This window comes from Streptomyces sp. NPDC023157 (assembly GCF_055560575.1).
Map to the genome: position 1 here is coordinate 329,183 of NZ_JBVHIL010000005.1, position 24,865 is coordinate 354,047.

18 protein-coding genes are annotated in these 24,865 nt (G+C 71.7%); 13 read left to right on the forward strand and 5 right to left on the reverse strand.

Annotated features, from left to right (window positions below):
• Positions 1 to 23: 23 nt before the first annotated feature.
• The 4 genes from ACZ3ZE_RS20170 (at position 24) to ACZ3ZE_RS20185 (ending at position 5,007) form a co-directional block, all read left to right on the forward strand.
• Positions 24 to 260 carry a DUF2630 family protein gene (locus ACZ3ZE_RS20170; RefSeq protein ID WP_361168632.1) on the forward strand — a complete coding sequence of 79 codons (237 nt, stop codon included), beginning with the start codon at positions 24 to 26 and terminating at the stop codon, positions 258 to 260.
• A 57-nt stretch (positions 261 to 317) separates the two neighbouring features.
• Positions 318 to 2,261, forward strand: a complete 1,944-nt coding sequence (locus tag ACZ3ZE_RS20175; RefSeq protein WP_361620893.1) for an FUSC family protein — start codon at positions 318 to 320, stop codon at positions 2,259 to 2,261.
• 253 nt (positions 2,262 to 2,514) lie between these two features.
• Positions 2,515 to 3,990: an APC family permease gene (locus ACZ3ZE_RS20180; protein ID WP_361168626.1), complete on the forward strand. Its 1,476-nt coding sequence runs from the start codon at positions 2,515 to 2,517 to the stop codon at positions 3,988 to 3,990.
• Positions 3,991 to 4,017: 27 nt separating this feature from the next.
• Complete coding sequence (locus ACZ3ZE_RS20185) at positions 4,018 to 5,007, forward strand: hypothetical protein (protein ID WP_361168623.1); 990 nt, start codon at positions 4,018 to 4,020, stop codon at positions 5,005 to 5,007.
• A 26-nt stretch (positions 5,008 to 5,033) separates the two neighbouring features.
• Here ACZ3ZE_RS20185 and ACZ3ZE_RS20190 read toward each other — a convergent pair whose 3' ends face one another.
• Positions 5,034 to 7,094 carry a PhoX family protein gene (locus ACZ3ZE_RS20190; protein WP_467260219.1) on the reverse strand — a complete coding sequence of 687 codons (2,061 nt, stop codon included), beginning with the start codon at positions 7,092 to 7,094 and terminating at the stop codon, positions 5,034 to 5,036.
• Between the two features lie 227 nt (positions 7,095 to 7,321).
• On the opposite strand from ACZ3ZE_RS20190, the gene ACZ3ZE_RS20195 reads away from it, so the two are divergent.
• The 3 genes from ACZ3ZE_RS20195 (at position 7,322) to ACZ3ZE_RS20205 (ending at position 11,748) form a co-directional block, all read left to right on the forward strand.
• On the forward strand, positions 7,322 to 9,184 hold the full coding sequence (locus ACZ3ZE_RS20195; protein WP_467260006.1) for a VWA domain-containing protein: 1,863 nt from the start codon (positions 7,322 to 7,324) through the stop codon (positions 9,182 to 9,184).
• A 129-nt stretch (positions 9,185 to 9,313) separates the two neighbouring features.
• Positions 9,314 to 10,921, forward strand: a complete 1,608-nt coding sequence (gene metG / locus ACZ3ZE_RS20200) for a methionine--tRNA ligase (RefSeq protein WP_361168617.1) — start codon at positions 9,314 to 9,316, stop codon at positions 10,919 to 10,921.
• 269 nt (positions 10,922 to 11,190) lie between these two features.
• Entirely contained in the window at positions 11,191 to 11,748 is a 558-nt protein-coding gene (locus tag ACZ3ZE_RS20205) for a Uma2 family endonuclease (RefSeq protein WP_467260222.1), read from the forward strand.
• An 84-nt stretch (positions 11,749 to 11,832) separates the two neighbouring features.
• Here the strand turns inward: ACZ3ZE_RS20205 and aspS are convergent, their stop codons facing one another.
• Entirely contained in the window at positions 11,833 to 13,653 is a 1,821-nt protein-coding gene (gene aspS, locus ACZ3ZE_RS20210) for an aspartate--tRNA ligase (RefSeq protein ID WP_361168614.1), read from the reverse strand.
• Between the two features lie 139 nt (positions 13,654 to 13,792).
• Here aspS and ACZ3ZE_RS20215 point away from each other — a divergent pair, with 139 nt between their 5' ends.
• Both ACZ3ZE_RS20215 and ACZ3ZE_RS20220 read left to right on the forward strand, forming a co-directional pair.
• Positions 13,793 to 15,931 (forward strand): SpoIIE family protein phosphatase, encoded by a 2,139-nt coding sequence (locus ACZ3ZE_RS20215; protein WP_361620895.1) that lies wholly within the window; start codon positions 13,793 to 13,795, stop codon positions 15,929 to 15,931.
• A gap of 68 nt (positions 15,932 to 15,999) precedes the next feature.
• Positions 16,000 to 16,812: an MBL fold metallo-hydrolase gene (locus ACZ3ZE_RS20220; RefSeq protein WP_361168608.1), complete on the forward strand. Its 813-nt coding sequence runs from the start codon at positions 16,000 to 16,002 to the stop codon at positions 16,810 to 16,812.
• Here the strand turns inward: ACZ3ZE_RS20220 and ACZ3ZE_RS20225 are convergent, their stop codons facing one another.
• The 3 genes from ACZ3ZE_RS20225 to ACZ3ZE_RS20235 all read right to left on the reverse strand — a co-directional run bounded on the left by ACZ3ZE_RS20225 (position 16,813) and on the right by ACZ3ZE_RS20235 (position 19,686).
• A complete protein-coding gene (locus ACZ3ZE_RS20225) occupies positions 16,813 to 17,877 on the reverse strand; it encodes an AI-2E family transporter (RefSeq protein WP_361168605.1) in 1,065 nt (354 codons plus the stop codon).
• Between the two features lie 157 nt (positions 17,878 to 18,034).
• A complete protein-coding gene (locus ACZ3ZE_RS20230; protein WP_361168602.1) occupies positions 18,035 to 18,997 on the reverse strand; it encodes a pirin family protein in 963 nt (320 codons plus the stop codon).
• A 170-nt stretch (positions 18,998 to 19,167) separates the two neighbouring features.
• A complete protein-coding gene (locus ACZ3ZE_RS20235) occupies positions 19,168 to 19,686 on the reverse strand; it encodes an SseB family protein (protein WP_046909367.1) in 519 nt (172 codons plus the stop codon).
• Between the two features lie 125 nt (positions 19,687 to 19,811).
• On the opposite strand from ACZ3ZE_RS20235, the gene ACZ3ZE_RS20240 reads away from it, so the two are divergent.
• The 4 genes from ACZ3ZE_RS20240 (at position 19,812) to ACZ3ZE_RS20255 (ending at position 24,738) form a co-directional block, all read left to right on the forward strand.
• On the forward strand, positions 19,812 to 20,237 hold the full coding sequence (locus ACZ3ZE_RS20240) for a hypothetical protein (RefSeq protein WP_361168598.1): 426 nt from the start codon (positions 19,812 to 19,814) through the stop codon (positions 20,235 to 20,237).
• Between the two features lie 5 nt (positions 20,238 to 20,242).
• The gene (locus tag ACZ3ZE_RS20245; RefSeq protein ID WP_361168595.1) at positions 20,243 to 22,159 is read left to right on the forward strand and encodes an alpha/beta hydrolase; all 1,917 of its coding nucleotides are present in this window, start codon (positions 20,243 to 20,245) and stop codon (positions 22,157 to 22,159) included.
• On the forward strand, positions 22,156 to 22,716 hold the full coding sequence (locus ACZ3ZE_RS20250) for a hypothetical protein (RefSeq protein WP_361620896.1): 561 nt from the start codon (positions 22,156 to 22,158) through the stop codon (positions 22,714 to 22,716). Before ACZ3ZE_RS20245 ends, ACZ3ZE_RS20250 begins: the two co-directional genes overlap by 4 nt.
• Before the next feature lie 192 nt (positions 22,717 to 22,908).
• A complete protein-coding gene (locus tag ACZ3ZE_RS20255) occupies positions 22,909 to 24,738 on the forward strand; it encodes an acyl-CoA dehydrogenase (RefSeq protein ID WP_361169088.1) in 1,830 nt (609 codons plus the stop codon).
• The last annotated feature ends 127 nt before the right edge of the window (positions 24,739 to 24,865 follow it).

Genomic DNA, 24,865 nt, shown 5'->3' on the forward strand with positions numbered 1-24,865 from the left:
CGCCGATCGGCCACGCTGAAGGCATGGAAAACGACGAGATCCTCGAGAACATCGGCTCCCTCGTCGAGGAGGAGCGCGCCCTTCGCGTGCGCACCGGCGGCCTCCTGGACGAGGAGCGCGCCCGCCTCGCCGAACTGGAGGTCCAGCTGGACCAGTGCTGGGACCTGCTGCGGCAGCGCCGCGCGAAGGCCGAGTACGGCGAGGACCCGGACACCGCGGCCGTCCGCCCGGCAGCGGAGGTCGAGGGCTACCGCAGCTGACGTCGAGGGCAGGGGGGCCGGTCTTCCGACCGGCCCCCTTCGTCCTACTTTGTAGCCATGGCGAAACCCGCACGGCTCACCCCGCCCTCCTGGCTCACCGCCGGACTCCGCCCGCAGTCCACCCCCGTGCCGTGGGCCGCCGTGCTGCGCGCCTCGGTCGCGCTCTCCGTGCCGCTGGCCGTCGGATTCGCCGCGGGACAGCCCGCGTACGGGGCGCTGGTGTCCATGGGCGCGCTCTCCGGGGTCATCGGCGACACCGCCGACGCGTACCGCATGCGGATCTTCAACATCGCCGTCCCGCAGCTCTTCGGCGCCCTCGGCGTCACGCTCGGCACGCTCGTCTTCGGGCAGGGCTGGCTCGCCGTCGTCGTCCTCACGCTCATCGCGCTCGTCTCCGGGATGATCTCCTCGATCGGCGCCGTCGCCTCCGTCTCCGGGCTGCTGCTGCTCCTCAACGCCGTCGTCGGCGCGGGCCTGCCGATGCCCGACCCCTGGTGGAAGGCGCCGCTGCTGCTGACCCTCGGCGGCGTCGTGGTCCTCGTCCTCACCCTGCTCGGCTGGCCGCTGCGCGGCGGCACGCCCGAACGGACGGCGGTCGCCGGGACCTACCGGGCCGTCGCCGCGCTCTTCGACGCCGCCGGCACCGACACGTACGACGAACGGCGGCAGACCGTCACCGCCTCCCTCAACCAGTCCTACGACCTGCTGCTCGCCCGCCGCGCCCGCCAGCACGGCCGGGCACCGAGCCTGGCCCGGCTGCTCTCCCAGCTCAACGCGGTCATCCCGCTCCTGGAGGCCGCGCCCGCCGCCCACCTCGCCGCGCGGCGCTTCCACCGGCCGCTGCCACCGGAGATCCCGGCCGCCGTGCGCGCCCTCGCCGACGCCGTCGAGCAGGGCCGCGGCGGAGCGCCCGAACGCGCGCTGCCGGAGGCCCGCCGCCCCTCCGAGAAGGCCGTCGACGCGGCCCTGCGCTATGCGGCGACCGTCGTCCACGAGGCGGAGCCGAACCCGTACAACATCGACGACCGGCTGGGGCGGCCCGCCGCGCTCCGCGTCCGGGTGCGCCGTACCGCCCGCGCGGTGCTGTTCTCCGAGGCGTCCTGGCGGTACGGGCTGCGGCTCGCCCTGTGCATCGGGCTCTCCCAGGCGCTGGTCTCGCTGATCCCCGTACCCCGCTCGTACTGGGTCGCCCTCACCGTCACCTTCGTCCTCAAACCCGACTTCGGCTCGGTCTTCTCGCGGGCCGTGCTGCGCGCCCTCGGCACCGCCGCCGGGCTGCTGATCGCCGCGCCGCTGCTCGCGGCGGTGCCGCGCGGCTGGTGGGACGTGCCGGTGATGATGCTGCTCGCCGCGCTCATCCCGGCGTTCTCCGCGAAGGGGTACGCCTTCCAGACCGCGGCCATCACCCCGGTCATCCTGCTCCTCTCCGACCTCCTCAACCACCAGGGCTTCGACCTCGTACTGCCCCGGCTGTACGACTCGCTGATCGGCTGCGGGATCGCCCTGGTCGCCGGCTACCTGCTGTGGCCCGAGTCCTGGCACACCCGGGTCGCGGACCGGCTCGCGGACGCCGTCGCCGACACCGCCGGGTACGTGTCGCTGGCCTTCGGCCCACCGACCGGGGACGACCCGGCCCGCCGGCACCGGGCCCGGCGCGCGCTGTACCGGGACATGTCGGCGGTCCGCTCCGAGTTCCAGCGGGCCCTGACCGAACCGCCGCCCGCCGGGGACCTGGCCGCCGCCTGGTGGCCGCTGGCGATCGCCGTGGAGCGGATCGTGGACGCCACCACCGCCGCCCGGATCCGCGTGGACCACGGCGCGCCCCCGCCCGAACCGGCCGAGGTCGCCGCCGTGGAGGGGCAGTTGCGGGAGCTCGCCGCGGGGCTGCGGTCCAGCCGGGTCCTCGTGGAGGTCCGTGCCGATCTCGGCGGCGACGAGGAAGGGGTCCTGGACCCGCTGCGGCAGGAGGTGCGGGCGGCGCGCGCCATCGCCTCGCCGTAGAGGGCGCCGGGGGCGGCGTGTTGGGCGGCGCCTTGGAGGCGGCAGAGGTTCAAACCTCACCAATAGGGCGTACGGAAGCCCTTACCGGCGGTTGCGGAACGGAACCCTCCCGCCGCCGTTACCCGAATCCACGTGTACGACTACGATGCGCTCGACTCACCGTGATCCGCGCCCCCATCCCCGGCCACAAGCGTCCTGGTGGCAGGGTCACTTGTCTGTGTCCCCCGTCCTTCCCCTCCCCGAGGACACCGCCATGCGCACCACCTCCGGCAGAGGTCTCCAGCCCAACGCCCTCGGCACGTTCGACACCATCGTGATGGCCGTGGCCGGCAGCGCCCCCGCGTACTCGCTCGCCGCCACGACCGCCGTGCTCTTCGGCGCGGTGGGCCTCGCCGGGCCCGCGGCGCTGCTCTACTGCGCGATACCGATGCTCGGCATCGTCCTCGCGTACGCCCGGCTCGGCCGCATCGACGTCAACGCGGGCGCCGGGTACTCCTGGGTGGGCCGCACCCTCCACCCCTTCCTCGGCTTCCTCTCCGGCTGGGCCCTGGTCTTCGCCGCGACCGTCTTCATGGTCGCCGGATCGCTGCCCGCGGGCTCCCTGACGCTCTCCCTCTTCGCCCCGGAACTCGCCGGGAACACGGCGCTGTCCTGCGCGGTCGGCGCCTGCTGGTTCCTGATGATGCTGCTCGTCGTCCTCGGCGGCGCACGGCTCACCGTACGGGCCCAACTCCTGATGTCCGGCGTGGAGTTGCTGATCCTCCTCGCCTTCGTGCTGGGTGCCGTGGCACACCGCGGGCACGCCACCGCCTTCGACTGGTCCTGGTTCGGCCTCGGGCACTTCGGCGGCACGTCCGGCTTCGCGTCCGGCGCGCTCATCGCCGCCTTCTACTACTGGGGCTGGGACGTCACCAGCAACCTCAGCGAGGAGACCCGCGACAGCCGCCGCACCGCCGGGCTCGCCGCGCTCGTCGGCATCGGCGTGGTCTTCCTGCTCTTCGAGGCGTTCACCGTCTCCGTCAACGTGCTGCTGAGCGCCGGGCGGATCGAGAGCGCCGGCGCCAACGTCCTCGCCGTCCTCGGCGAGGAGATCTGGCCCGGCACCGGCGGAAAACTCCTCGTCCTGGCCGTCCTGCTGTCCACGGTCGCGACCCTGGAGACCACCCTCATCCAGGTCACCCGCTCGCTGTTCGCGATGGGCCGCGACCGCACCATGCCGGCCGCGCTCGGCCTCGTGCACCGGCGCTGGAACACCCCCTGGGTGGCCATCGCCGCCGTCGGCGCCGCCGCGCTCGTCATGTTCGGGGCGGCGGCCGTCGCCGGCTCCGTGCAGCAGGTCCTCAAGGACGCGGTCAGCGCGATCGGGCTGCAGATCGCGTTCTACTACGGCCTCGCGGGCATCGCCGCCGTCGTCGCCTACAAGTCGCTGCTGCTGAGCTCCGTACGGGACTTCGTCCTGGGCGGGGTGTGGCCGCTGCTCGGCTCCGCCTTCATGCTGTGGGCCTTCGTCGAATCGCTCGGCGAGCTCTCCACCACCGCCCTGACCATCGGCCTCGGCGGCCTCGCCCTCGGCGTCGTACCGATGCTCGTGTACTGGGCCAAGGGCAGCGCCTACTACCGCCCCGCCCGCCTCGACGCGGCCCGCGCGCTCGCCGCCGCCGCGCCCTTCGCCTCACCGGACTCGCCGCGCGCCCGCCGCTCGGACGAGTCGCTCGCCACGGACTTCTGACGGCCACTGCCTTCGAGGGAGGAACGGATGGCCGCTCTCCGCAGACCGTCCCGCTCGTCGCGCCCGGCGCGCTTCACACCCGACTTCGACCCGGACCTCGGCGACCGGGCACTCACCGAGGCCCGCCACGACATGGTCATCGGACGCTGGCAGGGCGTCCGGGACCTGCTGCGGGCCACCGGTGACGACTGGCCGCGCCGCACCCACCGGCTGCGGCTCCTCTCGCACGCCGCCGCGGGCAGCTCCACCGTCGAGGCCTGGCGGGCCGCCGAGCCGGGCTGCCCCGACGCGGCCGTGCTGCGGGCCGCCACCGACGTGGTCCGCGTCTTCGACGCCGCCATCGCCGCCGGCCGGGGCGGCGCCCTCGACCGCGGCCGGATCGACGCCGCCGTCGACTCCTGCCGCGCGGCGGCCGAGGCGGCACCCGCCGACCCGATGCCGTGGGTGTCGCTGCTGTCCGTCGCGCGGCTGTACGAGGGCGGGGTGCCGCGCCGCGAACTGCGCCACTGGTTCGACGAGTTGCGGCGCCGCGACCCGTACAACACCGAGGGGCACACCCAGGTGCTGCGCTACTGGTCGGCGCGCTGGCACGGCACGCACGGCGCCATGTACGACTTCGCGCGCGACGCGGCGGGCGTGGCCCCGCCCGGCTCCCCGCTGCCGATCCTGGTGCAGATCGCCCGGGTCGAGGAGTACCGCTACATCGCCGACGGGGCCCTCGGCCGGGGCCCGGTACGCGGCTTCGACCAGCACTGGAAGCACGAACTCGCGGTGACCGAACTGCGCCGCACCTACGCCCGCTGGATCGGCGGCCGCGAACCGGGCCGCCCGGTGGCCCCCGAGGAGGTCGCCGACCTCAACTACCTGGCCCACGCCGCGTGCTACGCGGGCCAGGCGGAGGTGGCGCGGGAGCTGCTCGGGCTCCTCGGGGCCCGGGCGGTGTGGGTGCCGTGGGTGTACACCGGGGAGCCGGAGGAACAGTTCGTACGGTTCAGGGAGGGCCTGGGGGTCGGGTGACCCCGCCGGCCCTCCCCGGGGGGCCGTCAGACGCCGATGTCGCGTCCGTCGGCCCGCCAGACCGAGACGACGGCCGGCCGGACGATCCGGCCGGGCCCGTCGGGCCACACCGACGCCGGCTTCTCCACGGAGGCCCCGTCGATCTCGCCCGGGTGCTGGACGGCGACCAGGACCCGGCGGTCCTGCACGATCGGGCCACAGGTCTCGGCACCGGTCGGGACGGTCAGGAACTGCTTGAGCTCACCGCGCCGCTCGCCGTGCGTGGCCACACCGAACAGGCCGTCGTGGGAGCCCAGCTGGTTGCCGTCGGTGGAGATCCACAGGTTGCCGTGCGGGTCGAAGGCGACGTTGTCGGGGCAGGAGATCGGCGACACCTTGTCCTTCGGGAAGCCCGCGAAGTAGGTGGCCGGGTCGTTCGGGTCGCCCGCGACGAGGAACAGGCGCCAGGCGAAACCGTCCGAGGACGGGTCGTCCCAGTTCTCGGCCAGCTCCAGGATCTGCCCGTGCTTGTTGAGGTTGCGCGGGTTGGCCTCGTCGGCGCCCGGGTTGGTGCCCTTGCCGCGGTTCGAGTTGTTGGTGAGCGCGACGTACACGCGGCCGGTACGCGGGGAGGGCTCGATGTCCTCCGGGCGGTCCATCTTGGTGGCGCCCACCTTGTCGCCGGCGAGGCGGGTGAAGACGTACACCTCCTCGGCGGTCATGCCGGGCACGTGCGAAACGGCACCGTCCGGGCCCGCGGTGGCCAGCGGGATCCACACGCCGGAACCGTCGAACTCGCCGTCGGAGGGCAGCTTGCCGCTGCCGTCGACCTCGGCGGCCGGGCTGTCGCCGGTCAGCTTGGCGACATACAGCGTGCCCTCGTCGAGCAGGGTCAGGTTGTGCGCGTGCGCGGCCCGCGAGCCGCCCTTCTTCATCCGCTTGCTCGACACGAACTTGTAGAAGTAGTCGAAGCGCTCGTCGTCACCCATGTAGACGACGGGCCGCCCGTCGGCGGTCATCCGCGGCTGCGCCGCCTCGTGCTTGAACCGGCCCAGCGCGGTCCGCTTGCGGGGCGTCGACTCCGGGTCGTACGGGTCGAGCTCGACGACCCAGCCGAAGCGGTGCGCCTCGTTGGGCTCCTGCTTCAGGTCGAAGCGCTTGTCGAACCGCTCCCACTTGCGCTCGGTGGCGCCCGTGCCGATGCCGTACCGCTTGTCGGTGGCGCTCGACGCGTGGGCGAAGTACTGGTTGAAGTTCTCCTCGCCGTGCAGCGTGGTGCCCCACGGGGTGGTGCCGCCCGAGCAGTTGTTGAGCGTGCCGAGCACCTTGCGGCCCGAGGGGTCCACGGACGTCCTGACCAGCGCGCTCCCCGCGGCGGGGCCGGTCATCTCGAAGACGCTGGTGGCGGTCAGACGCCGGTTGAGGCGGTGGCGGGTGACGGCCGTCAGCGCGCCGCTGCGGTGCTCCTCCTGCACCACGACGACACCGAGGCCGTGCGCCGCCCAGGCGATCTCGACCTGCTCGCGGGTCGGGTTCTCGGGGTCGTACCCCCGGAACATCAGCACCTCGTCGGTGTACTCGTGGTTGGCCACCAGCACCTGCCGGTGGTGCTCGCCCGGCAGCGGCAGCAGCGACAGGAAGTCGTTGTTGTAGCCGAACTGGCCGGCCTGCGCCTTCGCCGTCTGCTTCTCCGGGTCGAAGGCCGGGGCGCCGCGCAGAATGGGCTCGCCCCAGCGGATGACCACGTTCTGCTCGTAGCCGGAGGGGACGGTGACCTGGTCGGCCGTGTTCGGCGCGACGGGGGTGAAACGGAGCCCACGGGCACCGTCCGCACCCGGCTTCGGCTTCGGCCGCCCGTGCGCCTCGGCGGCGGGCGCGTTGCCGACGGCGAGCGCGGTCCCGGCGGCGGAGGCCACGGTCACGACGGCGGCGGCGCGCATCACCGAACGGCGCGAGAGCGCACCGGCTATGACGTCGCCGACGTACTCGTTACCGCTCGTGTTGGGCACCTCCTGGAAGCAGGCGTCGCCACACCGGAACCGGCAGGTCATGGCGGAACGCCCGCCTCCATGCGAGTGGTTGCTCAGCATCGGCAGCAGGTTGCGCACGTCGTCCTCCGGTGTGTCGATCATCGTCCGGCGGTGACGTTATGTGTGCACATCTGCACAGCGGAGGCGACGGAATGAACGCCGAATGAATGCACGGCAACCAGGGGAGCCCGGGTCGTAGGGCCGGGCGGACGTGGCCGCTAACCTTACGTGTCCGCCCTGGCCAGGGATGAAGGACGCATAACGCCCAACTCATGCGAAGGGGTTCGCCCATGGGTATTCGGAGCTTGCTGCGCAAGGTATTCGGCCGCGACCACGCGAACGACGCCGAAGAGTCCTCCGCCCCGGCAACCTCCGTACCGGCCCAGTCGGCGGGCCCGGGGGAGACCACGGGAACCACGCCCCCGACCTCGACCTCGACCACGGAGGAAAGCCCCGCCGAACGCGCGGCGGCCGACCTGGTGGCCGCGTCCTTCGACAACCCGCAGGTACCGGCGGCACGACGGGCGTCGGACGGGGAGGCGGAGGCCGCCGAGGCCGCCGAGGCGCCGAGCGCGGACGCCGGTGAGGCGGCTGGCGAGGCGGCTGAGGCGACGGCTGAGGCGGAGAAGCCGTCGGCGACGGCTGAGGCGGACGAGTCGTCGGTGACGGCCGAGGCGGAGACCGTCGCGGCGAGCGACGCGGCTGAGGCGCCGGCGGAGGCCGAGACGCCGGTGGACACGGACACCGCCGAGGTAACGGCCGAGGCCGAGACGCCGGTGGACACGGACACCGCCGAGGTAACGGCCGAGGCCGAGACGCCGGTGGACGCGGACGCCGCCGAGGTGACGGCCGAGGCCACGGGCACCGTGGACACGGACGCGTCGGACTCCTCGGCAGTGGCCGAGACGCCGGTGGACACGGACACCGCCGAGGCGGCCGCCCAGGCGGACGAGGTGGAAGCGCCCGCTGCGGCGGGCGACGCGTCGGAGGCCCCGGCGGAGACCGAACCGACGGTGGACGCGGACGCGACCACGGCGGACGCGGACGACGCCGCCGAGCCGCAGGAGCCCGTGGACGCCACCGCCGAGCCGGAGGCGACGGCGGACGTCGACGCCGCCGAGCCGACGGCGACCGTGGACGTCGACGCCGCCGAGCCGGAGGCCCCCGCAGACCTCGCGGTCGAGGTGCCGGCCGCGCGTACCGCGGACGAGGAGCCCGTCGCCGCGCAGGCGGCAGCGGACGCGCCCCCGGCGCAGATCCCCGCAGCCCGCGAGTCCGCCGAGACGGCGGAGCCGACGGAGGAGCCGGCCGCCGCCGAGGCCCCGGTCGAGGTGCCCGCCGCCCCGGCCCCGGTCGAGGCAGTGGCCGCCGCGGACGCCACCGACGCCCCCGCCGACGAGCCCGCCGCCCCGGCCCCCGCCGAGGAGCCGACGGCCGCCGCCGAGGCCACCACGGAGGAGCCCCCCGCCGAGGAGCCCCCCGCCGACGCCCCCGCGCAGGACCCCGCCCTCTCCCTCGCCCAGGTCAAGGCCGTCGCCCCGCACCTCGCGGACGCGTACAAGGCCGCCGGGGCCGTGCTGAAGAAGCAGGGGCTGGCGGGGGCCCGGGCCGCCGTGTACCTCGTGGTGGACCGGTCGGGGTCGATGCGGCCGTACTTCAAGGACGGGTCCGTGCAGCGGCTCGCCGAGCAGACCGTGGCGCTGGCCGCGCACCTCTCCGAGGACGCGACGGTCACGGCGGTGTTCTTCTCGACGGACATCGACGGCACCGCCGAACTCCGCCCCGCCGACCTCACCCCGGACCGCGTCGAGACGGTCAACGCGACGCTCGGCCGGATGGGCCGGACCAACTACCACCGGGCGATCGAGGAGGTCCTGGCCCACCACGAGAAGAACGACCCGGCGCGCCCGGCGCTCGTGGTGTTCCAGACGGACGGCGCGCCCGAGTCCCGTACGGCCGCCACGCAGGCGCTGGCGGAGGCGGCGGACCGTCCGGTGCACTGGCGGTTCACGGCCTGGGGCGAGGAGGACGGCAAGGCCTTCGACTACCTGCGGAAGCTGCCCGCCACCGCCCCGAGGACCGGTGTCCACCTGGCGGGCCCGGCCCCGCTGGAGACCCCGCACGCCGCGTTCTACCGGGGGCTGCTCGCGGACGCCCCGGCGCTCTGACGGACGGTGTGGCGGGCCCCGGCCCGCCCGCCGGAACGGGGGCCCGGGGGGCGGGCCGGACGGCCTACCCCCCGGGCCCCCGTTCTAACCGTGTGAGGAGACCCTCTTCCGGCCGTTAAAATTCGCACCATGGCGGCCACTGGATCCGAGAAGCAGGGCACGAAGGCGTTCTACGTCTCGACCCCCATCTACTACGTCAACGACGCTCCTCACCTGGGCCACGCCTACACGACCGTCGCAGGCGACGTGCTCACCCGCTGGCACCGCCAGCGTGGTGAGAAGGTGTGGTACCTCACCGGCACGGACGAGCACGGTCAGAAGATCATGCGCACGGCCGAGGCGAACAACGTCACTCCGCAGGCCTGGTGCGACAAGCTGGTCGAGGAGGCGTGGAAGCCCCTCTGGGAGCACCTGAACATCGCGAACGACGACTTCATCCGCACCACGCAGAAGCGTCACACCGATCGCGTCCAGGAGTTCGTGCAGGACCTGTACGACAAGGACGAGATCTACAAGGGCGGCTACGAGGGCCCGTACTGCGTGGGCTGCGAGGAGTACAAGCTCCCGGGTGATCTCATCGAGGCCGAGGACGGCACGAAGCTGTGCGCCGTCCACAAGAAGCCGGTGGAGATCCTCAAGGAGGAGAACTACTTCTTCAAGCTGAGCGAGTACGGCCCGAAGCTGCTGGAGTTCTACGAGGCGAACCCGGGCTTCATCCAGCCGGAGTCGGCCCGCAACGAGGTCGTGAACTTCGTCAAGCAGGGCCTGGAGGACCTCTCCATCTCGCGCTCGACGTTCGACTGGGGCGTCCCGGTGCCGTGGGACGACAAGCACGTGATCTACGTGTGGGTCGACGCGCTCCTGAACTACGCGACGGCGGTCGGCTACAACGAGAACCCGGCGAAGTTCGACGAGACCTTCCCGGCCAACGTGCACCTGATCGGCAAGGACATCCTGCGCTTCCACGCGGTGATCTGGCCGGCGATGCTGATGGCGCAGGGCCTGCCGGTCCCCGGGAGGATCGCGGCCAACGGCTGGCTGATGGTCGGCGGCGAGAAGATGTCGAAGTCGAACCTGACCGGCATCAAGCCGCAGGACCTGACCTCGCACTTCGGCGTGGACGCGTACCGCTGGTACTTCCTGCGGGCGATCGCGTTCGGCCAGGACGGCTCGTTCTCGTGGGAGGACTTCTCCGCCCGCTACACCTCCGAGCTGGCCAACGACTACGGCAACCTCGCCTCGCGCGTGGCGGCGATGGTCGGCAAGTACTTCGGCGGCGAGCTGCCGGCGGCGACGGCGGACGGCGACGCGGAGAAGGCGGTCCACGAGGGCCTGGCCAAGGCCGTCGCGGTGGCCGACGCGAAGATCGGCGAGGAGCTGGACTTCCAGGGCGGCATCCTGGCGATCTTCGACTTCGTGAAGCAGGTGAACGGCTACATCACGGAGCAGGAGCCGTGGAAGGTCGCGAAGGACGAGTCGGAGGAGGGCCGGGCCCGCCTGGCGACGATCCTCTACACGGCCGCCGAGTCCCTGCGCGCGGTCGCGGTCCTGCTCAACCCGATCATGCCGGAGACCTCGCAGGCCCTCTGGGACTCCCTGGGCGCCGAGGCGTCCCTGGGCGCCCTGTCCGCCCAGCCGGTCCAGCACGCGGCCGACTGGGGCCGCCTGCCCGCCGGCGCGACGGTGACGAAGGGCGCGGTCCTGTTCCCCCGCCTGGAGGACCCGAAGAAGGACTGACCCCCCGGGTCGCCCCAGCACGCCCAGAAGGCCGCCGCTCTTCCCGTACGGGAGGGACGGCGGCCTTCGGCGTGGCCGGAGGAAGGCATCCTCACTCCCACGAGTGAACGCCGCTCGTTCCCACCCCACCCGCCCCTGGCATATGCCAGTGTCCTGGCGTGGCGACAGCGACGAATCCGTCCGCGCGATCGGACGAACACGTACCGTGGAAGGCACCACCGATCCCGGAGGAGGCCGCCGTGGAGGCAGTCGAGCAGCGGACCCGTGCCATGACCCAGGAGCTCTTCGAGGAGCTCGCACGGGTGGGCGACCGGCTGAGCGATGCCCTGCGCCTGGAGTTCATCGACGGGAAGATCGGGGAGAAGGTTTTGCCGGACGGCGACCACGGGCAGATCATCGAATGGCTGACCCGCTTGTGCATCCAGACGAACACGGCGTGGTGGCTATACCCGGACCAAGGGCTGCACGTCGAGAGCTACCGCAAGGGCAACGCCCGCCCGGACGGGTGTCTCGCCCCCAGCGGCACCTTCGCCGGCCAAGGCGAGTGGGCCAGCCCCGACGGCGTCCTCATGGCCGTCGAGGTCACCTCCTTCGACTCCGACACCGATCGTCGTGACCGCGTCGAGAAGCCCCGCGCCTACGCCGAGACCGGCATCCCCGTGTACCTCCTGATCGACCGCGCGGCCGGGGACGTGGTGGTCCACTCGCAGCCGGACGACGGGCGGTACGAGATGGTGGTGACCGTCGCCTTCGGCAAGACCGTGACCCTGCCCGAGCCGGTGAACATGGAGCTGGACACCGAGCCCCTGAAGGAATGGGTCGGCTGACCGGGCCGCACGCCCCCCGCGCAACCGGAAGGGCCCGGAACCGTCGACCGGTTCCGGGCCCTTCGTGTGCCCGAAGGCGGGGTACTAGCGGGCCGCGTCCGGGTGGACCGACTCCGTGACCGGGCGGTCGTCCGAGGGCTTCTCCTTCGCGACCGGCTTGCGGAGCTGGATGTTCAGCTCGCGCAGGCGGGACTCGTCGAGCTCCGTCGGGGCGCCCATCAGGAGGTCCTGGCCGTTGCCGTTGAGCGGGAAGGCGATGATCTCGCGGATGTTCGGCTCGTCGGCGAGGAGCATCACGATGCGGTCGACGCCCGGGGCGATGCCGCCGTGCGGCGGGGCGCCGTACTCGAAGGCGCGGAGCATGCCCGCGAACTCGGACTCGACGGTCTCGCGCGTGTAGCCCGCGATCTCGAAGGCCTTGAACATGATCTCGGGCTCGTGGTTCCGGATCGCGCCGGAGGAGAGCTCGATGCCGTTGCAGACGATGTCGTACTGCCAGCCGAGGACGTCCAGCGGGTCCTGGGTCTCCAGGGCCTCCAGGCCGCCCTGCGGCATCGAGAACGGGTTGTGCGAGAAGTCGATCTTGCCGGTCTCCTCGTCCTTCTCGTACATCGGGAAGTCGACGATCCACGCGAAGCGGAAGACGTTCTCCTCGAAGCGGCCGGCGCGCTTGGCGGCCTCGACCCGGACCGGGCCCATGATCTTGGAGACCTCGTCGAACTCGCCCGCGCCGAAGAAGATCGCGTGGCCGGGCTCCAGACCGAGGCGCTCGGTCAGGACCTTGACGTTCTCCTCGGTGAGGAACTTGGCGATCGGGCCGGTCAGGGCGTTGCCTTCGCCGACGCGGACCCAGGCCAGGCCCTTCGCGCCGAGGGAGACCGCGAAGTCGCCCAGCGAGTCGAAGAACTTGCGCGGCTGGTCGCCGGTCTCCGGGACGGCGAGCGCGCGGACGTGCTTGCCGGCGAAGGCCTTGAACTCGGAGTTCTCGAAGACGTCGCTGATGTCGACGAGTTCGAGGTCGGTGCGCAGGTCGGGCTTGTCGTTGCCGTACTTGAGCATCGACTCGCGGAAGGGGATCCGCGGGAAGGGGGAGGTGACGTGGCGGCCGCCGCCGAACTCCTCGAAGAGTTCGGTCATCAGCTTCTCGATCGGCTGGAAGACGTCCTCCTGCTCGACGAAGCTCATCTCGACGTCGAGCTGGTAGAACTCGCCCGGCGAGCGGTCGGCGCGGGCGTCCTCGTCGCGGAAGCAGGGCGCGATCTGGAAGTAGCGGTCGAAGCCGGAGATCATCAGCAGCTGCTTGAACTGCTGCGGCGCCTGCGGCAGCGCGTAGAACTTGCCCGGGTTCAGACGGGACGGGACGACGAAGTCGCGGGCGCCCTCGGGGGAGGTCGCGGCGAGGATCGGGGTCGCCATCTCGTTGAAGCCGAGGGCCACCATCTTGGAGCGGATGGCGGCGATGACGGCGGAGCGCAGCATGATGTTGCGGTGCATGCGCTCGCGGCGCAGGTCGAGGAAGCGGAACTCCAGGCGCCGCTCCTCGTTCACGCCGTCGTCGGCGTTGATGGTGAAGGGGATCTGCTTGGCCGCGCCCAGGACCTCGACCGTGGCGGCCTCGATCTCGATCTCGCCGGTGGCGAGCTCCGGGTTCACGTTGTCGGCGCCACGCGAGACGACCTTGCCGTCCACGCGGACGACGGTCTCCTTGGTCAGCTTGTCGAGGACCTCGGCCGCGGCGGTGCCGGGGCGGGCGACCAGCTGGGTGATGCCGTAGTGGTCGCGCAGATCGATGAAGAGGATGCCGCCCAGGTCGCGCCGATTGTGCAGCCAGCCGCTCAGCCGGACGTCGGTACCGACGTCAGAGGCGCGGAGCTCGCCGCAGGTGTGGGACCTGTACCGATGCATCGTTCATCCAGTTCTTCGGGATCCTTGGTGGGCGCCGGACGGACACACGTCCAGCCGTCCCAGGGTACCGGGCCACCCAAGATCGCGATTCGAATACTCTCAGTGGCGACCTGCTGTCCGATATTCATAAAGTAGGGCAATGCGCACCGAGGACGTCCTGGCCGCCATCGCGACCGGCCTGTGGCGCTGGGACAACGCGTCCGGGGTGGTCACCCTCGACGGCGAGGCGGCCCGGCTCCTCGGGCTGCCCGCGGAGCCCGTGCAGCTCACCGAGGCGGCCGTACGCTCCCGCTTCCACCCGGTCGACTGGAACGAGATCGACGGCGTGGTCAACCTGGCCGTCGCCGAGGGCACCCTGGCCGAGGCCCGGCTGCGCATCATGGACGAGCACGGCCGGGTGCTCCGTACCGTACGGAGCAGATCGAAGCCGCTCATCGAGGGGAACGACTACCAGCTGGTCGGCACCCTCCAGGAGGTCGCCGAACCACAGCCCGGCACCGCCGCCTCCACCCCCGTCACCGGCGACTGGCGCCGCTCCCGCGAGGCGTTCCTGCTGGACGCGGGCCGGGCGCTCGCGGAGGCCCGGTCGACGGCCGAGGTGCTGCGGGTGGCGGCCTCGCTGTCGATGCCCGGCTTCTCACCGGACGGGCTCGCCGTCTTCGGCCTGGCCGGCGACCGGCTGACGATCATCGGGCACCACGGGCACAGCGAGGGCGACGAGGGCCCCTTCACCTCGATGACCCTCGACACCGACTACCCGGCGGCGGAGGTGGCGCGGACCGGGCGGGCGATCTATCTGCCGACGCCCGAGGAGTACCTGCGCCGCTTCCCCATGACCTGGCCGCTCGCCCAGCGCTTCGGGCGCCGCTCCTGGGCCTTCGTCCCGCTGGTCGTCGCCGGGCGCACGATGGGCGCGTGGATGGCGGCGTTCAAGCACCCGGTCGCGTTCACGCCCGACGAGCGCTCGGTGCTCACCACGGTCGCGCGGATGCTGGCGCAGGCGCTGGCGCGCGCCGGGGTGGCCGAGTCGGAGCGCGAGCTGTCGCTGGGGCTCCAGCGCACGATGATGCCGGTGCTCGGCCCCGGCATCCCCGGCATCCAGGTGGCCGCCCGGTACGTGCCCACCGGCGGCGGCCTCCAGGTCGGCGGCGACTGGTACGACATGATCCGGCTGCCCGGCGGGTCCGGCGCCGGCCGGATCGCGCTGGTGATCGGCGACGTCCAGGGCCACGACGTGCGCGCGGCCGGGCTCATGGGGCAGCTGCGGATCGCCCTGCGGGCGTACGCCTCCGAGGGGCACCGCCCGGACGCCGTGCTCTCCCGGGCCTCCCGTTTCCTGTACGGCGTCAACGACGGCACGGACGGGGACGACGACGGGGCGTTCGGCGGCCCCCGCTTCGCCACCTGCCTGTACCTGGAGGTCGACCTGGAGTCCGGGGTGGTCGAGATCGCCCGCGCCGGGCATCCCGATCCGGCGGTACGGATGACCGACGGAACGGTTCTCCTCAGGCCCACGGCGGGCGGCCTGCCGCTCGGCATCGACCCCGACACCGACTACCCCACCACCCGGCTCACCCTGGAGCCCGGCGAGACCCTGATGATCTGCACCGACGGCCTCCTGGAGACCGGCGGACACGACCTCGACACCGGCTGGGAGCGGGTCCGCAAACTGCTGGAGGCCGACGACGGCGAGGACCTGGAGGTGCTCGCCGACCGCCTCGTCGAGGCCGTCCACGGGCCCGGCTCGCACCACACCACCGGGCCGCTCGCCGACCGCCGCGAGGACGACATCGCGGTGCTGCTGCTGTCCCGGCAGGGCGCCGCCGCGCTGCCGGCCCCGCGCCGCACGATGATGACGGTCGCCCAGGCCGAACCCGAGCGGATCGCCACCGCCCGCGAGCAGCTGCGCCAGCTCCTGCACGACTGGTCCGACGAGGACCAGGTCGACTCGGCGGTCCTGATGGTCTCCGAGATGGTCACCAACGTCCTGGTCCACACCGACGGCGACGCGCTGCTCGTCGCCGAGGTCGTCTGCGGCGACACGTCCCGGCGGCTCCGCGTCGAGGTCGCCGACGCGAGCGACGAGCTCCCGCACAAGCGGCACCCGGGCGAGATGGCGTCCAGCGGGCGCGGGCTGTGGCTGATGGAGATGCTGGCGCACGCGTGGGGGGTGGACCCGCGGGGCGAGGGCAAGTCGATCTGGTTCGAACTCCACGAGCTGCACGAGCCGGATGAGGCGGGCTACGGACGGGACGAGGGCGATGCCCCCTCCCCGTGACGCGCGCCCTCCCGCCCCCCGGAGGAGACTGGTTCTCGTACGGCCGCCAGGGGGACCGGGAGCCCGCCATGGACACGCACAAGGTCGGCAGTGACGTCACCGTCCTCGGGGACAGTCTCGACGTGCCGGGGATCGGCCACATCCCCGTCAACGCCTTCGTCCTCACCGCCCGCGAGCCCGTGGTCGTCGACACCGGGCTCTCCGTCGCCGACCGGGACTTCCTCGCCGCGCTCGGCGGCGTCATGGACCCGGCCGACGTGCGCTGGATCTGGCTCACCCACCCGGACCGCGACCACACGGGCGGCCTCTTCGAGCTGCTGGAGGCGGCGCCCCGGGCGAGGGTGGTGACGACCTTCGTCGGCGCGGGGATCATGACCACCGAGCGGCCCCTGCCGATGGACCGCGTGTACTTCCTCAACCCGGGCGAGCGCCTGGACGTGGGCGACCGCTTCCTCGACGCGTTCCGGCCGCCGCTCTTCGACAACCCGGCCACCGTCGGCTTCTACGACGAGAAGACCCGGATCTGCTTCAGCTCCGACTGCTTCGGCGGCCCGATGCCCACCGAGGAGCTCGCGCGCGGCGGGCACGCCAACGACCTCAAGCCGGAGGAGCTGCGGGGCGCGCAGCTGCTGTGGGCGACGGTCGACAGCCCGTGGGCGCAGATCGTGGACCGGGTGAAGTACGGGCTGTGGGTGGACGTGTTCCGGGAGATGAACCCGGAGATCGTGCTGAGCACGCATCTGCCGCCGGCGGTGCGGATGACCGCCCGGCTGATCGAGACGATCACGATGGCGCCGGACGCGGACCCGTTCGTCGGCCCCGACCAGGCCGCCCTGGAGCAGCTGCTCGCCTCCTTCGAGCCGGGCGGTCTGCCGGCCTGATCACCCGGGCCCGGCGTCCTGGGCCCCGTACCGGCTGCGCAGTTCGCCGATCACCCCGAACGCCGCGGCCGTCAGCGGGACGGCGAGCAGCATGCCGAGGATGCCGGCGACGGAGGCCCCGGCGGTGATGGCCAGCATGACCACGGCCGGGTGCATCTGCACGGTCCGGCTCTGGACCATGGGCTGGAGCACGTTCCCCTCCAGGACCTGGACGGCGAGGACGACGCCGAGCACCCACAGCGCGATGACGAAGCCCCGGTCGGCGAGGGCGACGAGGACGGCGACGGCGCCGGAGAGGAAGGCGCCGAGGTACGGGATGTAGGCGGTGACGAAGACGAGCGCGGCCAGGCCCACCGCGCCCGGCACCTTCAGGACGAGCAGGCCGATGCCGATGAGGACGGCGTCGACGAAGGCGACGAAGGTGGTGCCGCGCATGAAGCCCTCGACGGCCTCGAAGGCGCGCCGCCCCATGGCCTCCAGCATGTCGCCGGTGGAGCGGGGGGCGAGCGAGCGCAGCGCGTCGGCGGCCCGGTCGGAGTCGCGCAGGAAGAAGAAGATGAGGAGGAGGGCGAGGACGGCCATGGCGAGCATCTGGCCGACCACGCTGAGCCCGGAGATCACCCCGGAGGCGGCGGTCCCGCCGAACTTCTCCAGCAGCTTCTTGGCGTTCTTGGCGAGGTCGTCCAGGGAGGTGCCGGCCGCGCCGAGGTGGTCGGCGATGTCGACGGCGGCCTGCCGCAGCGAGGAGACGATCTGGTCGCCGGTCTCGATGAGGGCGGCGACGACGATGTACGTGGCGCCGCCGACGACCGCGACCACGGCGAGCACCGTGAGCCCGGCGGCCAGCGACCTCTGCACCTTCATCCGCAGCAGCCGGCGGTAGAGCGGGCCGAGCAGGGCGGTGCCGAGGAGGGCGAGCAGGACGGGGGTGACGGCCGTCTTGAAGACGACGCAGAGCCAGATGAAGACCGCCGCGACCCCGGCGACGAGGAGGGCGACGGCGCACCAGGCGGCGGTGCGGCGGGCACCCTCGGGAAGCAGCGGCGACGGGCGATCGGTGGACACCCGTCCACCGGACCACGCCGCCCGGCGTGTCGTCCTGCGGTGGGGGCCGGACGGGCGACGGCCCGTCCGGGAAGGGAGAACGGGAACGGAGAAGCCGCCGCGCGTACGAGGGCGTCGCCCCGTACGCGTGACGGCTCCGGCTCCGGCCGGGCGGGTCCTACTCGCCCATGCCGTGGACGGCCGGGATGGTGCCGAGGCGGCCGGCCTGGAAGTCCTCGAAGGCCTGGCGCAGTTCGGCCTGGGAGTTCATGACGAACGGGCCGTAGTGCGCCATCGGCTCGCGGATCGGCTGCCCGCCGAGGAGCACGACCTCCAGGTCGGGGGTGTTCCCGTCCTGCTTCTCGTCGGCGCGGACGGTGAGCGCGCCGCCCTTGCCGAAGACGGCGGTCTGGCCCATGTGGACCGGGCGCCGCTCGGCGCCGACGGTGCCGCGGCCGGCCAGCACGTACGCGAGGCCGTTGAAGTCCTCGCGCCACGGCAGGCTGATCTCGGCGCCGGGGCGCAGGGTCGCGTGGATCATCGTGATGGGCGTGTGGGTGACGCCCGGGCCCTGGTGCCCGTCGAGCTCGCCGGCGATGACGCGGAGCAGCGCGCCGCCGTCGGGGGAGGTGAGGAGCTGGACCTGGCCGCCGCGGATGTCCTGGTAGCGGGGGGCCATCATCTTGTCGGACGCGGGCAGGTTCACCCAGAGCTGGAGGCCGTGGAAGAGGCCGCCGCTCATGACGAGCTGCTCCGGCGGGGCCTCGATGTGGAGGAGGCCGGAGCCGGCGGTCATCCACTGGGTGTCACCGTTGGTGATGGTGCCGCCGCCACCGTTGGAGTCCTGGTGGTCGAAGATCCCGTCGATGATGTAGGTGACCGTCTCGAAGCCACGGTGCGGGTGCCACGGGGTGCCCTTGGGCTCTCCGGGCGCGTACTCCACCTCGCCCATCTGGTCCATCATGATGAACGGGTCGAGGTACTGGTAGTTGATCCCGGCGAACGCGCGGCGTACCGGGAAGCCTTCGCCCTCGAAGCCGGAGGGCGCGGTGGTCACCGCGAGCACCGGCCGGGCGACGGCCTCGGCGGGAGCGGCGACGCGGGGCAGGGTGAGCGGGTTCTCGACGGTCACGGCGGGCATGGCGGGCCTCCTTCTGCACGAACCACTTTAGTTGAAGCTCGTACGACTGCTTCGGTCCGACTTTAGTTGAAGTTTGAACTTTCTGCCACCTGGAACGCGGAACGCCCGGGAGGTATTCCTCCCGGGCGTCCCCACACCATCCGGTCCTCGACCGGTACGGCCAGCGTCCGTCAGCCGTACATCCGCCGCATCGCGAAGTCGACCATCTGCTCCACGGCCTTCGCGTCGAAGACCATGCGGTGGTCGCCCTCCATGTCGAGGACGAAGCCGTACCCCGTCGGCAGCAGGTCGATCACCTCGGCGCCGGTGATCACGAAGTACTTCGACTCCTTGCCCGCGTACCGCCGCAGCTCCTTCAGCGAGGTGAACATGGGGATCACCGGCTGCTGGGTGTTGTGCAGCGCGAGGAAGCCCGGGTTGTCCCCGCGCGGGCAGTAGACCTTCGAGGTCGCGAAGATCTGCTGGAAGTCCTCGGCCGCGAGGGTGCCGGTCGTGAACGCCCGGACGGCGTCCGCGAGCGACGGCGGCGACGGCTCCGGGTACAGCGGCGGCTGCTGGGCGTACCCGCCCTGCATGCCGCCCTGCATGCCGGCCTGCGCGCCCCCCTGCATCCCGCCGTGCATCGGCGGCTGCTGCGGGGGCTGGCCGTACTGCTGCTGGGCACCCGGATTCTGGTCGTAGCCGTACATGCGCCCAGACTATCGACCGGCGGGCCGCCCGGGGGGCGCATGGATGCCCCTCGCACTCTTCTTCGCACGGCACGGACTCTCTTGCTAAGTTCGCGGAAGCAATCCGGCCACCACGGGGGTGAAAGATGGCGCTCAACGCCAAATGGCAGGAAATCATCGGTGAAGAGCCCGCGGCGATGAGCCTCGCGGGGCTTCCGGCGCCCGACGGCGGGGGCGGCTCAGGACCCGATCTCAAGGCCGACGTGGGCCCTTGGCACAGCGCCGGGAACACCGCGGGCGAGCTGAAGACCTCCACGACCAGCTCGGTCACCGACCTCGACACCGCGAACGAGGGCGTCACCGGCGGCACCGCGGGATTCGACTCCTCCGCCGCGCTCACCGAGATCCTCGGCACCTGGAAGACCCGCCTCACCAACGTCCGCGACGAGTGCGGGCGCCTCGAAGGCGCCCTGAAGGCCGCCGGACGCGACTTCGGCGAACGCGAACTGGACACCAAGCAGAAGGTGGCCGCCGAGGGCAGCCAGCAGTCCGGCCCGAAGAAGGAGGGCTGACCGCCGTGCCCACCTGGCAGCAGCTGCGCGACGTGAAGCTGAACGAGTACACCGACGCCGCCGACGGCTGGGGCAAGGTCAGCTCCCGCGCCAACGCGGACAAGGACCGCGTGGACAACGGCATGTTCGCCCTGATCCACGACACCCAGAAGGGCGACACGGCGAACAAGGCGGGCGGCGACGTCCAGCAGCTCTCCCGCAACTACCAGTACCTGCACACCGAGTGCGGCCTCGTCCGCACCGCGCTCAACGGGCTCGCCGCCGAACTCGCGGCGCCGCAGAAGAAGTTGAAGCAGGCCCTGGAGGACGCGGAGAACCTCAAGTTCACCGTGAAGGAGGACGGCTCGGTCAGCTACCCGACCCAGTCGTACGTCCTCAAGCCGGGCGAGCAGACGGCCCAGGACGGCGCCCCCTTCCCGTACCTCCCGGGCAAGGCCGAGGGGATCGGCAGCGGCGACGCCAACAAGGGCAAGGCCGAGGACATCGCCCAGCGCATCGGCGACGCCGTCCGGGAGGCCAACGAGATCGACGGCCGCTACGCCGGCGCCCTGCGCAAGCTGAAGGCCGAGCCCGGCCTCACCGTCAGCGACGAGACCCTCGCCGACGCCGCCAAGGACACCAAGGCGCTGCAGGAGGCCGCCGGCAAGTACGCCGACGACGACAAGATCCCCCACGGCAAGTCCCCCAAGGAGAACGCCGACTGGTGGAACGGCCTCACCCAGGAGCAGCGCGACGAGTACGCGACGCTCTACCCGGCCTCCATCGGCGCCCTGGACGGCGTCCCCTCCGCCGTCCGCGACGACGCCAACCGGATGGTGCTCGCGGAGACCCGCGCCCAGACGCAGCTCGACCTCAACGCCATACCGAAGCAGCCCCAGGAGTACCTGCCGAACCCCAGCGGCTCCTACCCGGCGGTCATCAAGAACCCCGAGTGGCGCGAGTGGAACGAGAAGTACGGCGACCGGAAGAAGGAGCTGGAGGGCGACCTGAAGGGCATGAACGCCATCCAGGACCGCTTCGACCGCACCGGCAAGTCCGAGAAGCCCGGCGAGAAGCCGCTGCCCGAGGCGTATCTCCTCGGCTTCGACACCCAGGGCAACGGGCACGCGATCGTCGCCAACGGAAATCCGGACACCGCCACGCACACCGCGATGTACGTGCCCGGCACCACCGCCAACCTGGAGGGCATCGGCGGCGACATCAAGCGCATGGAGACCCTCTGGCGGGCCAGCGACAACCTCGCCAACGGTCAGAGCGTCTCCACCATCACCTGGCTCGGCTACGACGCCCCGCAGAACATCGTCAAGGACGCGCCCTTCAGCCACTACGCCGACGACGGCGCGCCCAAGCTGAACTCCTTCGTGGACGGCCTGCGCGCCACCCACCAGGGCGACGCGACCCACCTGACCGTCACCGGCCACAGCTACGGCTCCACGGTCGTCGGCTCCGCCGCCCGCCAGGGGACGCTGCACGCCGACGACATCTTCGTGGCGGGCAGCCCCGGCATGCAGGTGGGCAGCGCCACCGACCTGGACGTGCCCAAGGGGCATGTGTACGCGGCGGAGGCGGACAGCGACCCGTACCTCAAGGGCCTGCACCTGCCCGGCCCGCTCGGCGCGCTCACCGACGACAAGTACGGCGGCTTCAACATCCCCTTCGTCACCAGCGACCCGGTGCCGGACATCGGCGGCTGGGGCCACGCGCCGAAGAAGGTGGACATCGACGTCCTGCCCTCGTGGATCGACGGCGACGGGACGAGCGTGGTCAAGACGCTGACGCCCACCAACCCCGACTTCGGCGCGCACATCGTGGCGACGGACGGCTCCCGGGGCCACAGCGGCTACTGGGACAACGGCACCGAGAGCCTGAACAACCAGGCCCGGGTCGTCACCGGCCGCTACAAGGAAGTGACCTCCCAGTGAGCGCACGCACCGGACGTACGGGCGGCCTGACGGCCGCCGCCGCCACCGCCCTCCTCCTCGCGACGGGATGCAGCACCATGAACGACTCCGCCGGCGACCTGCCGTACGCACCGCAGGCGAAGAAGGTCGCCGAGGCCAAGGACCTCGTGCGGGCCAGGTCGAGCGAGATCTTCGACGCCGCGGGCCTGAAGCAGGCGAGCAACGGCGCCCCGGACGCCTCGCCCTGCGACGGGGTCGAGAACGGCTACCGGGTCCGCCACTTCTGGTCGATGTACGCGCCGACCGCGGACGCCCTGAAGCAGGCCATGGACCGGCTGCACAAGGACCTGCCGGCCAAGGGCTGGAAGGTGCTGCGCTTCGAGCCCGCGAAGTCCGAGGCCCAGCAGCTCCAGCTGGACGTCGAGCACGAGCAGGACCACCACACGGCGACGATCGAGCTGCTGCTGCCGTCCACGTACAAGGACGCCTCGAAGTGGGAGAAGCAGCAGAAGGACAGCCTGTCGGTCTCCCTCACCTCTCCGTGCTGGACGGACCCGGCGTACAAGGTGGGCGACTGACCGGCGCCCGACCGGCGCGTGACCGGCGGCCGCCCGGCCACTGAGTGCGGCGTCACAGACATCTTGGCCGGATAGGGGTTGCCGTTATTACCGGTGGGTAGCATCATCGTAGAGAGCGTGAGCTACCCGCCGGTAGTCGTCGTGTACGCGTATGAGGAAACCGCCTCCCCGAGCCTTTACGGAGCCGTCGCCATGGGGCACTACAAGTCGAATCTCCGCGACATCGAGTTCAACCTCTTCGAGGTGCTCGGCCGCGACAAGGTGTACGGCACCGGTCCGTTCGAGGAGATGGACGTCGAGACCGCGAAGAGCATCCTCGACGAGATCCGCCGCCTCGCCGAGAACGAGCTCGCGGAGTCCTTCGCGGACGCCGACCGCAACCCGCCGGTCTTCGACCCGGAGACCAACACCGCGCCCGTCCCGGCCTCCTTCAAGAAGTCCTACAAGGCCTTCATGGACTCCGAGTACTGGCGTCTGGGCATCCCCGAGGGCATCGGCGGCACCGTCTCCCCGCGCTCCCTGGTCTGGGCCTACGCGGAGCTGCTGCTCGGCTCGAACCCGGCCATCTGGATGTACTCCTCCGGCCCCGCCTTCGCCGGCGTCCTCTACAACGAGGGCAACGAGGCGCAGAAGAAGATCGCGCAGATCGCCGTCGAGAAGCGCTGGGGCTCCACCATGGTGCTCACCGAGCCCGACGCGGGCTCGGACGTCGGCGCCGGCCGCACCAAGGCCATCCAGCAGGAGGACGGCTCCTGGCACATCGAGGGCGTGAAGCGCTTCATCACCTCCGGTGAGCACGACATGGAGGAGAACATCCTCCACTACGTCCTCGCCCGCCCCGAGGGTGCCGGCCCCGGCACCAAGGGCCTCTCGCTCTTCCTCGTCCCGAAGTACGAGTTCGACTGGGAGACCGGCGAGCTCGGCGCCCGCAACGGCGTCTACGCCACCAACGTCGAGCACAAGATGGGCCTCAAGGCCTCCAACACGTGCGAGATGACCTTCGGCGACCAGCACCCCGCCAAGGGCTGGCTGATCGGCGACAAGCACGAGGGCATCCGCCAGATGTTCCTCATCATCGAGTTCGCCCGCATGATGGTCGGCACGAAGGCGATCTCCACCCTCTCCACGGGCTACCTCAACGCCCTGGAGTACGCCAAGGAGCGCGTCCAGGGCACCGACCTGGCGAACTTCATGGACAAGGCCGCCCCCAAGGTCACCATCACGCACCACCCCGACGTCCGCCGCTCGCTGATGACGCAGAAGGCGTACGCCGAGGGCATGCGCTCCCTCGTCCTCTACACGGCCTCCGTGCAGGACGCGATCGCGGTCGCGGAAGCCGCCGGCGAGGACACCAAGGCCCTGCACGGCCTGAACGACCTGCTGCTCCCGATCGTCAAGGGCTACGGCTCCGAGAAGGGCTACGAGCAGCTCGCCCAGTCGCTGCAGACCTTCGGCGGCTCCGGCTTCCTGCAGGAGTACCCGATCGAGCAGTACATCCGGGACGCCAAGATCGACACCCTCTACGAGGGCACCACGGCCATCCAGGGCCAGGACTTCTTCTTCCGCAAGATCGTCCGCGACCAGGGCGCCTCCCTGAACGCGCTCGCCGAGGAGATCAAGAAGTTCCTCGCCGTCGGCACCGGCGGCGACGAGCTGGCCGGCGCCCGCGACGCGCTCGCCAAGGCGGCCGTCGACCTGGAGGGCATCGTCGGCAAGATGCTCACCGACCTCACCGCCACCGGCGAGGACGTCAAGAACATCTACAAGGTCGGCCTCAACACCACCCGCCTGCTGCTCGCCTCCGGCGACGTGGTCGTCGGCTACCTGCTGCTGCGCGGCGCGGCCGTGGCCGCGGAGAAGCTGGCCGGCGGCGCCACCGGCAAGGATGTCGCCTTCTACCAGGGCAAGATCGCGGCCGCGAAGTTCTTCGCCGCCAACATGCTGCCCGGCGTCACCGCCGAGCGCCTCCTCGCGGAGGGCGTCGACGGCTCGCTCATGGACCTGGACGAGGCCGCGTTCTAGTACGCGCCTCCGTCCACACTGGAACGGCTCGCTCCCGGGGAGGGGAGCGGGCCGTTCTGCTGTCCGCTCCCGGGGCCCCGGCGGCGGCCGCCGCCGTCGCCGAAAGGCACCTGCGTAAGGTGAACAG